The 14,077-nt window shown below is 69.4% G+C and carries 14 protein-coding genes; 12 read left to right on the top strand and 2 right to left on the bottom strand.

Annotation, left to right across the window (positions count from 1 at the left end; all coding sequences use genetic code 11):
- The first annotated feature begins 34 nt into the window (after positions 1-34).
- The 7 genes from PO78_RS08305 (at position 35) to PO78_RS08280 (ending at position 3,586) form a co-directional block, all read left to right on the top strand.
- Positions 35-442 carry a hypothetical protein gene (locus tag PO78_RS08305; RefSeq protein ID WP_004309878.1) on the top strand — a complete coding sequence of 136 codons (408 nt, stop codon included), beginning with the start codon at positions 35-37 and terminating at the stop codon, positions 440-442.
- A gap of 91 nt (positions 443-533) precedes the next feature.
- Entirely contained in the window at positions 534-728 is a 195-nt protein-coding gene (hemP, locus tag PO78_RS22225; protein WP_231570649.1) for a hemin uptake protein HemP, read from the top strand.
- A 50-nt stretch (positions 729-778) separates the two neighbouring features.
- Entirely contained in the window at positions 779-1,018 is a 240-nt protein-coding gene (locus tag PO78_RS08300) for a (2Fe-2S)-binding protein (protein WP_004309881.1), read from the top strand.
- Positions 1,015-1,494 (top strand): bacterioferritin, encoded by a 480-nt coding sequence (gene bfr / locus PO78_RS08295; protein ID WP_004309883.1) that lies wholly within the window; start codon positions 1,015-1,017, stop codon positions 1,492-1,494. The genes PO78_RS08300 and bfr overlap by 4 nt, the downstream gene beginning before the upstream one ends.
- Before the next feature lie 150 nt (positions 1,495-1,644).
- Positions 1,645-2,406: an energy transducer TonB gene (locus PO78_RS08290; RefSeq protein WP_052484388.1), complete on the top strand. Its 762-nt coding sequence runs from the start codon at positions 1,645-1,647 to the stop codon at positions 2,404-2,406.
- 2 nt (positions 2,407-2,408) lie between these two features.
- Positions 2,409-3,170 (top strand): MotA/TolQ/ExbB proton channel family protein, encoded by a 762-nt coding sequence (locus PO78_RS08285; protein WP_012585994.1) that lies wholly within the window; start codon positions 2,409-2,411, stop codon positions 3,168-3,170.
- Positions 3,170-3,586, top strand: a complete 417-nt coding sequence (locus PO78_RS08280; RefSeq protein WP_004326359.1) for an ExbD/TolR family protein — start codon at positions 3,170-3,172, stop codon at positions 3,584-3,586. Before PO78_RS08285 ends, PO78_RS08280 begins: the two co-directional genes overlap by 1 nt.
- Before the next feature lie 108 nt (positions 3,587-3,694).
- Here the strand turns inward: PO78_RS08280 and PO78_RS08275 are convergent, their stop codons facing one another.
- Both PO78_RS08275 and PO78_RS08270 read right to left on the bottom strand, forming a co-directional pair.
- Positions 3,695-4,114, bottom strand: coding sequence for a Fur family transcriptional regulator (locus PO78_RS08275; protein ID WP_004326360.1), 420 nt, complete (start codon positions 4,112-4,114; stop codon positions 3,695-3,697).
- Positions 4,115-4,286: 172 nt separating this feature from the next.
- Positions 4,287-5,288, bottom strand: coding sequence for a cytochrome-c peroxidase (locus PO78_RS08270; protein WP_082047710.1), 1,002 nt, complete (start codon positions 5,286-5,288; stop codon positions 4,287-4,289).
- Between the two features lie 284 nt (positions 5,289-5,572).
- Here PO78_RS08270 and PO78_RS08265 point away from each other — a divergent pair, with 284 nt between their 5' ends.
- The 5 genes from PO78_RS08265 to PO78_RS08245 all read left to right on the top strand — a co-directional run bounded on the left by PO78_RS08265 (position 5,573) and on the right by PO78_RS08245 (position 13,948).
- The gene (locus PO78_RS08265; protein ID WP_043743164.1) at positions 5,573-6,889 is read left to right on the top strand and encodes an efflux RND transporter periplasmic adaptor subunit; all 1,317 of its coding nucleotides are present in this window, start codon (positions 5,573-5,575) and stop codon (positions 6,887-6,889) included.
- Positions 6,886-8,901 (top strand): MacB family efflux pump subunit, encoded by a 2,016-nt coding sequence (locus tag PO78_RS08260; RefSeq protein WP_043743163.1) that lies wholly within the window; start codon positions 6,886-6,888, stop codon positions 8,899-8,901. The genes PO78_RS08265 and PO78_RS08260 overlap by 4 nt, the downstream gene beginning before the upstream one ends.
- Positions 8,898-10,313, top strand: coding sequence for an efflux transporter outer membrane subunit (locus tag PO78_RS08255; RefSeq protein WP_043743162.1), 1,416 nt, complete (start codon positions 8,898-8,900; stop codon positions 10,311-10,313). Before PO78_RS08260 ends, PO78_RS08255 begins: the two co-directional genes overlap by 4 nt.
- Positions 10,314-10,542: 229 nt before the next feature.
- Complete coding sequence (locus PO78_RS08250; RefSeq protein WP_043743161.1) at positions 10,543-12,711, top strand: TonB-dependent receptor; 2,169 nt, start codon at positions 10,543-10,545, stop codon at positions 12,709-12,711.
- 58 nt (positions 12,712-12,769) lie between these two features.
- A complete protein-coding gene (locus tag PO78_RS08245) occupies positions 12,770-13,948 on the top strand; it encodes a DUF1513 domain-containing protein (protein ID WP_012586000.1) in 1,179 nt (392 codons plus the stop codon).
- The last annotated feature ends 129 nt before the right edge of the window (positions 13,949-14,077 follow it).

Below are 14,077 nucleotides of genomic sequence, written 5' to 3'. Positions count from 1 at the left end.
GGCGCGCCTGCTCCGACGGCTCGGTCTTGCGCCGATGCTGACGCTCGTGCTCGCCCTCTGGCAGGCCGGAGCGCACGCGCAAGGCGTCGTCCTGGTCAGCGCCCACGCCGGAGGCATCGCCGAAGTCGACCGCGAGACCGCCGCCCAGCTCTACCTCGGCCGCCGCACCACCCTGCCCGACGGGCGTGGCGTCCGCCTGCTCGACCTGCCGGCTGGCGCCGAACGCGACCTCTTCTATCAGCGCCTGACCGGCAAGAACCCCAGCCAGATCCGCGCCTACTGGTCGCGGATGGTCTTCACCGGGCGCGCCCATCCGCCCCACGAGGCGGCCGACGCGGCCGACGCGCTCGGCCGCGTGCTCGCCGACCCGAACGCGCTCGCCTACCTGCCTGCCGCCTCTGCCGCCAACCAGCCCCTGAACGTCCTGATGCTCCTGGAGTGAAGCCAGCGGGCAGCGAATGCGCGCCGGCATTGCATGCGTCGGCGACTCGTGATTTAATGCGAATCATTCGTATTTTTAACGTCGTTCGATCATGCAACCTTGCGAATTCCCCGTTTCCGCCGCCATGCCGGCCAGCCGGCCCGATGCGGATTCGACTGCACAGCGGCGCCCCCTGCTCACCAGCAAGGAGCTCCTCGGCGGCCAGCGCGAGTTGCGGATCGAGCACGAGGGCAGCGAGTACATCTTGCGCACGACGCGCAACGGCAAGCTGATCCTCACCAAATGACCTTCCAGGCGATGCCATATCGGGGCAAAACGCCGTCAGGAGGCTAGACTATGTACGTGTGCGTATGCAACGCGGTCACCGAACGCCAGATCCACCACGCCGCGGCGCAGGGCGCGCGGACCCTGCGCGACCTGCGCCATTCGCTCGGCGTGACCGCAGAGTGTGGTCGCTGCGCCCGCTGCGCGCACGAGTGCCTGCGCTCGGCCGTACCCGCCACGCCCCGCCCGGGCGTGACCGCGCTGTTCGCAGGCATCGCTCCGGCATTCACCGCATCCCTGGAGGCAACATGAAAGGCGACAAGAAAGTCATCCAGTACCTCAACAAGCAGCTCACCATCGAACTCACCGCGATCAACCAGTACTTCCTGCATGCGCGCATGTACAAGAACTGGGGTTTCACGCGGCTCGGCAAGCACGAGTACGACGAGTCGATCGAGGAGATGAAGCACGCGGACATGCTGATCGAGCGCGTGCTCTTCCTGGAGGGGCTGCCCAACCTGCAGAATCTCGACAAGCTGCTGATCGGCGAGAACGTGCCCGAATGCATGCAGGGGGATCTCAAGCTCGAGCTCGGCGGACGCGCCAACCTGATCGAGGCGATCGCCTACTGCGAGTCCAGCAAGGATTACGTGTCGCGCGAGCTCTTCGAGCACATCCTGGAAGACACCGAGGAACACATCGACTACCTGGAGACGCAGCTCGGTCTGGTCGACAGCGTCGGCCTGCAGAACTACCTGCAGTCGCAGATGGACCCCGGCGCCTCCTGATCCCGGCCCGCCCGATCGCTCCCGACCAACCCAACGCTGCCTCCGCGGAGGCGGCTCGTCGCCTCCGCCCCGATGCACCCAGCTGCCCAAGCATTGTCGCTGTTGCCTTCCCCTTCGCCGTCGCTGTCCACGGATCCTGAGGCGCAGCCCATGCGCGCCCCTGCCTCCGGAGCGGAAGTCGCTCCGCGCCCGACCGCGGCAGCGCGCGGGAGCTCGCCGCTGCGGCGCGGCGCCCTCCTCGGCCTGATCGTCGCCGCCCACCTCGGCGGGCTGGCGATGCTCGCCAGGCTCGCCGGCGAGCGCCCCGTGCCCGCCGAGCTGATGCCAATCCAGGTCGCACTCATCGCAGCGCCCGCAGTCGCCGAGCCCTTACCGGCGCCTCCCGAACCCGTCGTGGAGCCGCCGCGCCCGCCTGAACCTCGGCCGGTGGCGCGCCCGCCCGAGCCCACGCCGCCAACCCCGCCGATGGTGAAGAAGCCGACGCCCAAGCCCGTGGTGAAGAAGCCGGCGCCAGTCACCGAGTCGCCCACCGCGCTGAGCGCGGCCGAAGAACCCGCAGCCCCTCCGCCGCCCGCGCCGGCACCACCCGCCGCAGCACCCGCAGCGACGGCCGCGCCCGCCACGGTCACCGCCGCGCGCTTCGACGCCGCCTATCTGAACAACCCGCATCCGGCCTACCCGGCGCTGTCGCGCCGCCTGCGCGAGGAGGGCCAGGTGACGCTGCGCGTGTTGGTGTCGCCCGACGGCCAGCCCGCCCAGGTCGAGCTGCGCACCAGCTCCGGCTCCGAGCGCCTCGACCGCGCCGCGCGCGAGGCGGTGGCGCGCTGGCGCTTCGTGCCCGCACGGCGCGGCGACAGCGCGATCGAATCCTGGGTCCTGGTGCCCATCGTCTTCAAACTTCAAGGAAACTGAGCATGGACAGTTCGCAGGCCTTCGGCCTCGCCCACCTGTGGGCGCAATCCGACAACATCATCCGCGCGGTGGCGCTGATCCTGCTGGTGATGTCGATCACCAGCTGGTACCTGATCCTCAGCCGCTCCCTGCGTCAGCTGCGTGCGCGCAGCCACAGCGGCGCCGTAGAGGCCTTCTGGGCCGCCCCCGACCTCGACGCCGGTCTGCGCGTGCTCGCCGAGCGCGCCCCGGAGTCGCCCTTCGAGGCGCTTGCCCAGCAGGGCGCCGCCGCCGCCCAGCACGTGCGCCGGCACACCCACAGCAACACCCTCGGCGGCAAGCTCGACACCGACGAGGTCATCACCCGCGCGCTGCGCAAGTCGATCGCGCTGTCGACCGCGGCGCTCGAGTCCGGCCTCACCGTGCTCGCCTCGATCGGCTCGACCGCCCCCTTCGTCGGCCTCTTCGGCACGGTGTGGGGCATCTACCACGCGCTGGTGAACATCAGCGTTTCGGGCATGGCGACGCTGGACAAGGTGGCGGGCCCGGTCGGCGAGGCGCTGATCATGACCGCCTTCGGCCTCTTCGTCGCCATCCCGGCGGTGCTGGCCTACAACGGCATCACGCGCGCCAACCGCGTCGAGCTCTCCGAACTCGACGCCTTCGCCCACGACCTGCACGCCTGGTTCGCCACCGGCGCACGCATCGCTGCAGTGCCCGGCGCCGCGCCACGCGCGGCCGAAGTCGCCACGGGCACGCCGGCCGGCGCGCACGGAGCGGCGTGATGGCCTTCGGGGGATTCAGCCAGGGCGAGACGCGCGCCCCGCAGAGCGACATCAACATGGTGCCGCTGATCGACGTCATGCTGGTGCTGCTGATCGTGTTCATGATCACCGCGCCGCTGCTGACCCACTCGGTCAAGATCGACCTGCCGCAGGCCTCCAGCGCGCCGACCGAACAGAAGCCGGAGACGGTGGCACTGTCGATCGACGGCGACGGCCGCGTGTTCTGGAACAACGAGGCGGTCGACGAGGTGGCCCTTCCCGCCCGTCTGAGCGCCGCCGCGGCGCAAAAGCCCCAGCCGGAGCTTCACCTGCGCGCCGACCGCAACACGCGCTACGAGGTGATCGCGGAGGTGATGGCCGAGGCGCGCAGCGCCGGCATCGAGAAGATGGGCTTTGTGACCGTGCCGGAACGCTGAACGTCGAGGAAGGAATGAAAGGAGGCGCCAGGATGCGGAGCGATTCCGCGCCCTGGCGCCCTTATTTCGATTGCGGCCCCCTCGCTCCCGGCTCCCGGGAGCAGGCGATCAGACGGCGCGGTTGCGCACGCGGACGATGACGTCGATTGCGTCGAGCACCACGCCCGCGGGCAGGCGGGGCTGGCCGATCACGCGCAACTCGTCGTCCGAGATGTCGCGCACCTCGCCGCTGTCGATGTTGTAGAGGTGGTGGTGCGGCGCGGTCGTGGAGTCGTACACCACGCGCTGGGGATCGACGAACAGCTCGCGGATCATCTTCTTCTCGCTGAACAGCCGCAAGGTGTTGTACACCGTGGCGCGCGAGACGTCGGGCGAGGCCTCGAGCACCTTCGCCCAGATCTGGTCCGCCGAGAGATGCACCGGCGCCGAAAACAGGGCGCGTGCAATCTCGATGCGCTGGTGCGTGACCGGAATGCCGGCCTGGCGCAGGCAGGCGATGGCGTCGGAGGATGCGTAGGTGTTCATCATGGCAGTCGACCTTCTGGTTGCGCATCCGCACCCCGTGCGGATTTGCATTGGACCCTGTCTGAATGCTGGACCGGGTCCCGGATCGTGTCAATAATCCATGAGAACTAGTACCGGGGCACGAACCTGCGTCCGTGCCCCGGCATTCCTGCGACAAGCCGGATGGCTTTTCGGATTACTTGAACGGATCGGGACGCGGCGTCGCGTTGCTCGACGGCGGCAGCACCGGCATCGCGATCTGCGGCAGTTCGCCGGTCAGCGTCTTCAGGAAGGCGACGATCTGTCCGATCTCATCCTTGCTGTAGGTGCGGCCGAGCTGCAGGCGCCCCATGGCATCCACCGCCTGCTCGAGCGTCGCCGCCTCGCCGTCGTGGAAGTACGGGTAGGTCAGCGCGACGTTGCGCAGGGTCGGCACCTTGAAGTTGAAGCGGTCGGCATCGGCACCGGTGACCGCCGAGCGGCCTTCGGCGGGCGAGCTGCTCTTGTACGGCTCGACCACGCCCATGCGCTGGAATGACGTGCCGCCGGCCGCCGGACCGTTGTGGCAGGCCACGCAGCCGCTTTCCTTGAATAGGGTGTAGCCGGCGAGCTCTTTCTCGGACAGCGCCTTGTCGTCGCCCCTGAGCCACTTGTCGAAGCGCGAATCGGGCGTGACCAGGGTCTTCTCGAACTCGGCGATCGAGTCGGTGATCATGTCGATGTCGATCTTGTTCTTGCCGTACACCGACTCGAACTCTTCGACGTAGCCCGGGATCGACTGCAGGATGCCGACCGCCAGGGTGTGCGGCATGTTCATCTCGACGCCGGCCTGGATCGGGCCGCCGGCCTGCTCCTTGAGGTCGGCCGCACGGCCGTCCCAGAACTGGGCGATCGCCAGGCTGGAGTTATAGACGGTCGGCGAGTTCACCGGACCGGCTTTCCAGCCGTGGCCGATCGAGGTCTTGAGGTTGTCGGTGCCCCCCATCGACAGGTTGTGGCAGGTATTGCAGGAGATGATGCCCGACATCGACAGGCGCGGCTCGAACCACAACTTCTTGCCGAGCTCGACCTTGGCGGCGTTCTCCACCTTCGCCGGCTCGATCGGCTTGATCGGTTCGTCCCGCACCGCCACGGCCGCCCAGGCGCTGCCAGCCACCACCAATGCCACCGCCACGCTCGTTGCCTTCAACTTCATCATGATGCTTCTCCTTGCCAGTTCGGCGAATTGTCGCTTCTTGGTTTCCCACCCTGCCCGGAGCAGGATGTTCCGACGCGCTAATTAGACTCTATCTAAACAAGCTATTTCTTGACTACGGTCAACGTTTTGGAGTCGCGCGCCGGAACGATGCGTCCCACGGGCGGTCTCTCCAGCCGTAAACGACGCGGCTTCAATCCGATACAAGCGCAGGTCTCGCGGGCCGCTATGCTCTTGCCCACGAATCGATGCAGCGCCCGGCGGTCCGCCGGCAAGCCCTGAGCCCAATGAACGAAGACAAGCCCTCCAACCGAACCGCCCGCCCGCGCTGGGGACGCCGCGCCCTGCTGATCCTGGTGCCGCTGCTGCTCGCCGGCGCCTGGTACGGTCGCAGCGCCTTCATCGGTGAGCGCGACCCCACCACCAACTACCAGTTCACCACCGTGCAGCGCGGCGACGTCGAGGACGTCGTTACCGCCACCGGCACCCTGCAGCCGCGCGACTATGTGGACGTGGGCGCGCAGGTCTCCGGTCAGTTGCGCAAGATCCACGTCGAGGTCGGCGACACGGTCGAGGCCGGCCAGCTGCTCGCGGAGATCGACCCCACGGTCTATCGCGCCCGCGTCGACGCCTCGCGCGCCCAGTTGAAGAACCTGCGTGCGCAGCTGAAGGACCGCGAGGCCCAGCTCGCCCTTGCGCAGATCCAGCAGCGCCGCCAGCGCGCGCTGATGGCCGAGGACGCCACCACCAAGGAGAGCCTGCAGACCGCCGAAGCCTCGGCGATGTCGGCGGAGGCTCAGCTCGAGGCGCTGCGCGCGCAGATCGAGCAGATCGAATCGACCCTGCGCGCCGACGAGGCCAACCTGCAATACGCCCGCATCCTGTCGCCGATGGCCGGCACCGTGGTGTCGATCACTGCGCGCCAGGGCCAGACGCTCAACACCAACCAGCAGGCACCGGTGGTGATGCGCATCGCCGACCTGTCCACGATGACCGTGCAGACCCAGGTATCGGAGGCCGACATCGGCCGCCTGAAGCTGGGCATGGAAGCCTACTTCACCACCCTGGGCGGAAGCGGCAAGCGTTGGCAGGGCAAGCTCGAGAAGGTCGAGCCCACGCCCACGGTGACCAACAACGTGGTGCTCTACAACGCGCTCTTCGACGTCCTCAATCCCGACGGCCGGCTGATGACGCAGATGACCGCACAGGTCTTCTTCGTGGTCGCGCAGGCCAAGGATGCGCTGCTGATCCCGATGGCCGCACTCGCCCAGGGCCAGGCGCGCCCGCCCCAGGCAGGGGCCGGCCCCGCCCCCGCAGCCCCGCCCGGCGCCGGGGCGCCCGCAGGCAATGGCATGGGCTCGGGGCGCGGCATGATGAGCCAGGGGCGCGGCGCAGCGTCGGGCACCTCCGGCGCCGGACCGCGCCAGGGTACGGTGCGGGTCGCCGATGCACGCGGCGCGCTGGAAGAACGCAAGGTCGAGCTCGGCGTCTCCAACCGCGTGCAGGCACAGGTGCTGTCCGGGCTGGCCGAGGGCGAACGCGTCGTCTCCGGGCTGGTGGTCGGAAACGGCGCCGGTCGCCCGCAGATGACGCCGCGGCTATGAAGATCGAACGCCTTCCCGACGAGGACGCGACCTCGTCCGCCAGCGCGCGCGCAGCGGCCACGCGGCCCGCCGCCCCGCCCACGACCGCAACACCGCTGATCGAGCTCTCGGGCATCACGCGCAGCTTCGTCAATGGCGAGGTCGAGACCCGCGTGCTGCACGGCATCGACCTCACCATCCACCCTGGCGAGTTCGTCGCCATCATGGGCACCTCGGGTTCGGGCAAATCCACGCTGATGAACATCCTCGGCTGCCTCGATCGCCCCACCGGCGGCACCTACCGCTTCATGGGCACGGACGTCGCGGCGCTGGACCGCGACGCGCTCGCGCGCCTGCGCCGCGAGGCCTTCGGCTTCGTCTTCCAGAGCTACAACCTGCTCGGCGGCGCCTCCGCGCGCGACAATGTCGAGGTGCCGGCGGTGTATTCCGGCATGCCACGCGAGGAACGCCATGCCCGTGCCGAGGCGTTGCTGGCGCGCCTCGGGCTCGGCGAGCGCATCCACCATCGCCCCGGCCAGCTCTCCGGCGGCCAGCAGCAGCGCGTGTCGATCGCGCGCGCGCTGATGAACGGTGGCCGCATCATCTTCGCCGACGAGCCCACCGGCGCGCTCGACAGCCGAAGCGGCGCCGAGGTCATGAAGCTGCTCGCCGAGCTCTCCGCCGCCGGCCACTCCATCGTGCTCATCACCCACGAGCGCGAGATCGCCGAGCAGGCGCAGCGCATCATCGAGATCCGCGACGGCCGCATCGTCGCCGACCCCGGGCCGCACCCGCCGCAGGAGCCGGAGCCCGACTTCGCCCCCCACATCGATCGCACCTCGCCGCTGTCGGACGTGGTGGAGGCCACCCGCACCGCGCTGCGCGCGCTGCGCGCCAACCTCTTCCGCACCGTCCTGACCCTGCTCGGCATCGTCATCGGCGTCGCCTCGGTGATCGCCATGCTGGCGATCGGCGACGGCGCCAAGCAGAAGGTGATCGACCAGGTCAGCGCGATGGGCACGAACCTGCTCACCGTGCGCCCCGGCGCACCCAACACGCGCGGACGCGACGCCCCCGCCACCCTGGTGATCGAGGACGTGCAGGCGATCGCCGAGCTGCCCAACGTGCTCGCCTCGGTGCCCGAGCAGGGCGCCACCATCACCCTGCGCGCCGGCAACATCGACCACCGCAGCAGCGTCAACGGCACCTCGGCCGACTACGTCGTGGCGCGCAACTGGGCACCGGCGAGCGGCACCTTCTTCAGCGCGGAGGACGAGGCGCGCTACGCCACGGTCGCCGTGCTCGGCCAGACGGTGGCGCGCGCCCTGTTCCCCGGGCGCGACGCGGTGGGCGAGTTCATCCTGGTCAACAACATCCCCTTCCAGGTCATGGGCGTGATGACGCCCAAGGGCGCCACGCCCTGGGGGCAGGATCAGGACGACATCGTCTTCATGCCCTACACCACGGCGAGCCTGCGCATCACCGGCCAGCGATTCCTGCGCAACGTGACCGTGGCGGTCGAGGACGTCGGGCAGATCGACGACACCCAGGCCGCGGTAAGCGCGCTGCTGCTCGCCCGCCACGGCGTGGAGGACTTCCAGATCCGCAACATGGCCTCGGTGATCGATACCGTGTCGGAGACGCAGAACACGCTCACCGTGCTGCTCGGCACGGTGGCGGCAATCTCGCTGCTGGTGGGCGGCATCGGCGTGATGAACATCATGCTGGTGTCGGTGACCGAGCGCACCCGCGAGATCGGCATCCGCATGGCCACCGGTGCACGCACCCGCAACATCCTGCAGCAGTTCCTCATCGAGGCCCTGGTGGTGTCGGCGGTGGGCGGGCTGATCGGGGTCGCGGCCGGGCTCGGCGCCGCCGCGATCATCGAGGCCTTCGGCACCGCGGTGCAGTACTCGCTGACGCCGGTCGTGCTCGCCTTCAGTTGTGCCTTCCTCACCGGGCTGGTGTTCGGCTACCTGCCCGCGCGCAAGGCTGCCCGACTCGACCCCGTCGTCGCCCTCGCCTCCGAATGACACATCCATCCGGTTTCCCCCTGCGCACCCGTCTGCTCCCTGCCCTGCTCGCCGCCCTGACCGCCGGCTGCGCGCTCACCGAGCCCGTCCTGCGTCCCGAGCAAGCGCTGCCGGCGCAGTGGGCGGAACCCGCCCGGGCGGCAGAACCCGCCACACCGCCGCATGACACCTGGTGGCAGGACTTCGGCTCGGCCCGGCTCGATGCCTTCGTCACCGAAGCGCTGGCCACCACCCCCGACCTGCGCATCCAGGCCGAACGCGTGGTCCAGGCCGAGCTTGCGCTGCGCCAGGCCGGGGCGTCGCTATTGCCGTCACTTGACGTGAGCGGCGGGAGCAGCGCGCGCAATGTCGACAGCAATGAATCCAGCTCGACCGGCATCGACCTCGGCGCCAGCTACGAGATCGACCTCTGGGGCCGGATCGCCGCCGGTGTCGACGCCAGCCGCGCCGGTCTCATGGCCACCCGCTTCGACTATGACGCGGCCCGCCTGTCGATCAGCGCCAGCGTCGCCACCACCTGGTTCCAGGTCCTGGCGCTGCAGGAGCGCCTGGACATCGCGCGCCGGAACCTCGCCACCGCCGAGCGCGTGCTGCGCGTGGTGCAGGCGCGCTACGACAACGGTGCGGCCTCGGCGCTCGATCTGAGTCAGCAGCGCACCACGGTGCTCAACCAGCGCAAGGCCATCGAGCCGCTCGAGGTGCAACTGCGCCAGACGCGCAGCGCGCTCGCAATCCTGCTTGGCCGCAACCCGCAGGCCGGACCCACCCCCGACGGCGCTGGCGGCATCGAGCGCCTGGGGGCCCTGAAGGTGCCCGCGGTCGGCGCCGGCTTGCCGTCCGAGCTGCTGCTGCGCCGCCCCGACCTCGCCGCCAGCGAAGCCCGGCTCGTCGCCGCGGCCGCCAACATCGCCGCCGCGCGCGCCGCGCTGCTGCCCGGGATCAGCCTGTCGGCCGGTGCGGGCGTGGGCAGCGCCGCGCTGCTGGCGCTGGCCGACACCACACGCACGCTGTCGATCTCGGCCAGCGTGCTGCAGAAGATCTTCGACGGCGGCCGCCTGCGCGCGGACGTCGACATCCAGCGCTCGCGCCAGCGCGAGCTGGTCGAATCCCACCGCCGCGCGATCCTCGCCGCCCTCAAGGAAGTCGAGGACGCCCTCGCCAACGGCGTCCGCGACACCAACCAGGAGGCCGCCGAGCGCGAGATCCTCGCCGAAGCCGAGCGCAGCCTGCGCCTGGCCGAACTGCGTTACCGCGAAGGCGCGGACGGCCTGCTCACGGTACTCCTCGCCCAGCGCACCCTGTTCGCGTCGCAGGACCAACTCGCCCTCACGCGCCTGGCCCGACTCACCGCTGCAGTGAATCTGTACAAGGCGCTCGGGGGCGGGTGGAGCGCGGGGCAGGCGGGCAACTGAGCCGCAGCCGGCACGCGCACCGCGGGCCGCAAGCCGCCTGGCGGAGCGAGAACAACACGACCACGAGCCGGGATCCATCTCGACTCACTGAAATTTGTTGCGAACGATTCTCGTTTTTTACATAATTCTCAACGTCTCGCCCAGCCAGCCACCTGAAACGGTCATCGTCACTCCGTCGATCGGGAAGCCAGCCAGCACCGACTTCCCGATCCAACCCTAGAGAGTCACGATGAAAGCTGCCGTTCGTTCCGGCGCGGCGCAGTCCGCGCACGCCCCCGCCCGCCCGCTGCTACCCCTGAGCGCGATCATGCTCGCCGTCCTGTCGGCGGGCGCGCAGGCGCAATCCACCCCGTCCTCGGCCAAGACGCTCCCGACGGTCACCGTCAACGCTGCCGAGGAAGCCCCCCACGACGGCCACCGCGCCACCGCCACCCGTGTCGGCAAGGTCCTGCAGGACCCGCACGACATCCCCCAGGCGGTCACCACGGTCACCAACACCCTGATGGAAGAGCAGCAGGTCGGCAGCCTCAAGGAGGCGCTGCGCAACGTCTCCGGCCTGTCGTTCAACGCCGCCGAGGGCGGCCGCTCGGGCGACAACATGAACCTGCGCGGCTTCTACACCTTCGGCGACATGTACCTCGATGGCATCCGCGACACCGCGCAATACAACCGCGAGACCTTCAACCTCGAACAGATCGACGTGCTGCGCGGCTCGGCCGCGATGCTGTTCGGCCGCGGCCAGGCCGGCGGCGTCATCAACCAGGTCACCAAGACGCCGCTGCTCGGCAACCGCGGCAGGATCACCGGCAGCGTCGGCATCGACGACTATCGGGAAGTGACTGGCGACTTCAACAAGGAGCTCGGCGACACCACCGCCGTGCGTCTGAACGCGATGAAGCGCGACGAGGGGAGCTGGCGCAGCAACCCGGCCGATGGCGCCGAACCGGAGATCCACCGCGAGGGCGCCGGCCTGAGCCTGGTCACCGGCCTGTACACCGACAACGAGTTCACCTTCAACCATTACTACCTGAAGACGCGCGACAACCCGGACTACGGCATCTCCTTCGATCCGGCGACCAAGCGCCCGACGAAGAACTTCTCCGCCGACACCTTCTGGGGCACGAACAACACCTTCGACGACAGCGACACCTCGATGACTTCGCTGGTGCACCAGTACAAGCTGTCCTCGCAGGCCGAGATCCGCACCCAGCTGCGCCATGCGAGCTACGAGCGAGTGTACTGGGCGCAGGCACCCGAGCGCATCAACCCGCCGAGCTTCGATGGCAGCACCGGCAGCCCGAAGGTGCGCCAGACCGACACCGAGAACCTGACCCTGCAGTCCGACCTCACCGCACGTGCGGAGCTCCTCGGCATGAAGCACGAGCTGCTCGCCGGCGTCGAGTACCTGAAGGAAGACTCGAGCCGCTGGGGGCTGCGGGATCTGGATCCCGGTGCAGGCCGCTTCTATCGTCCGGGCGCCTTCACCTCGGCGCCGGCGATCACCTACCAGGGCGACACGCTCGCCTTCTACGCCCAGGACACGATCGAGTTCGTGCCGAACTGGAAGCTGACCCTGGGTGCAAGGCATGACTCGCTCGACGCCGAGTATTCCAGCCTCAACTCGCCGCAGCTCGACTTCAGCGAGACCAGCCTGCGCACCGGCCTGTCCTGGCACCCGAACGCATACACCCACTACTACATCAGCTACAGCGACTCCTTCAGTCCGACCGCCGACCTCTACCAGCTCTCCGGCGGCAGCTACCCGGCCGAGCGCAGCAAGGTCACCGAACTCGGCGCCAAGTGGATGCTGATGGAGGGCGACCTCGCCCTGCGCGCCGCGTTGTACCGCGCCGACAAGGAGTGGGAGCGCAACACCGACCTCGAGTCCACCGCCGCAATCCTCACGAAGAAGCGCCGCACCGACGGTCTGGAGCTCGAGGTCGCCGGTCGCGTCACCCCGAAATGGGAGGTCTTCAGCGGCTTCTCGCTGATGGACGCCGAGATCCTCGAAGTCGCCCCGGGCGCAGACGCCCGCCTCGAAGGCCAGCGCCCGCGCAACACGCCCACGCTCACCTTCAACCTGTGGTCGACCTACGCGCTCGGCGGCGGCTGGAAGATCGGCGGCGGCGTCGAGGCCAAGAGCGACCGCTACGCCTACGTGCCGACGGCTGCCAACGCAAACAGCAACTTCGTCAACGGCAAGTTCTCGCCCAACACGGCACCCGGCTACGCGCGCTGGGACGCGATGCTGGCCTACGAGCAGAAGAGCTGGGCCGCGCGCCTCAACGTCAAGAACATCTTCGACCGGGTGTACTACGACGCGGTGTATGACCAGGGCGGCTTCGCCATCCCCGGCAGCGGCCGCGCGATCATCCTGACCGGCGAATACAAGTTCTGATCCGAGCCTATCGATCGGCGGGCCCCTGCGGGCCCGTCGCTTCCACTGGAACATCCCGATGAACAAACGCGACTTCCTGCGCACACTGGGCGGCGGCCTCTCGCTCGCCCTGCTGCCCCGCACCCTGTTCGCCGCCACCACGCCCGGCGAACTCCCCGCAATCCGCCTGATCGCCGCCTGGCGCAGCCTGCACGACCTTGGCCGCGACGGCGCCTCGCGCGGCGCGAAGGCGGAGGGCAGTACCGACTACGTCGGCATCCTGGCCACCGACTGGCAGCAAGGCCTCGCCCGCATCGAGACCGCGGTCGCGGTTCCCGATCGGGTCCACGGCCTGCTGCCCGACCGCGACGGCGGTTTCCTGGTGTGCGCCAACCGTCCCGGCCCCTGGCTGATGCGCTGCGCCGCCGACGGCGAAGTGCTCGCCCGCCAGGTCCTCGAGGACGAGAAGGGCGGGCGTACGCTCAATGGTCACGCGGCCTTCGACCCCGCGGGCGAGTGGCTGTACACCACCGAATCCGAGACCGGCTCCACCCAGGGCTGGATCGCCGTGCGCCGGCGCGACAGCCTGCGCAAGGAGGCGGAGTTCTCCACCCGCGGGATCGAGCCGCACGAGCTGCTGTTCGACGCCGAGGGCAAGCTGGTGGTCGCCAACGGCGGCATCCTGCGCGCCGCGGGCGACCGCAAGCGCGACCTCGAGCGCATGGACTCCTCGCTGGTGCGGCTCGATCCGCGCAGCGGCGAGCGCCTGGGCCAGTGGTGGCTGAAGGACAAGCGCCTGAGCCTGCGCCACCTCGCCCTCGGCTCCGCGCCGGCAGCGGGCGGCCCTGCGCTGGTAGGTATCGCACTGCAGGCCGAGCACGACGACCCTGCCGAGCGCGCCGCCGCCCCCATCCTCGCGGTGTGGAATGGCGACAGCCTGGCAATCCCCAGCCGCGAGACCGTCGGCGCGGGCTACTGCGGCGACATCGCCACCGGCATGGACGGCGGCTTCTACCTCTCCGCCGAGCGCAGCCATCGGGTAGCGCGCTGGCATCCGGCGGCCCCCGCGCGCCTGGAGATCATCGCCGAGCTGAACAAGGCGGGCGCGCTGGCCGAACTCCCGCTCGACGGTACCCACGCCAGCCTGATCGGCTCACCGCGCGGCCTCGGCTTCTGGCACCCGCAGCACGATCCGATGCTGCTGCGCTGGCCGGTGGAGATCGCGCCGGACAACCACTGGACGCTGGTCGGAGCCTGAACCCCGCCACCCGCCTGGATCGCCGTATCGCGACTCGCGTCGCTCCTACAGGAAGCTCCGAAGCGGGGGTTTTCTGCAGGAGCGACGCGCGTCGCGACATGGAGCGGAGAATTCGCCCCGACGCGTTTC

Source organism: Thauera sp. SWB20 (genome assembly GCF_000831325.1).
In the GTDB taxonomy this organism is placed as follows: domain Bacteria; phylum Pseudomonadota; class Gammaproteobacteria; order Burkholderiales; family Rhodocyclaceae; genus Thauera; species Thauera aminoaromatica.
Note: the sequence above shows the minus strand (reverse complement) of the source record. Positions and strands in the feature narration are given on the sequence as shown.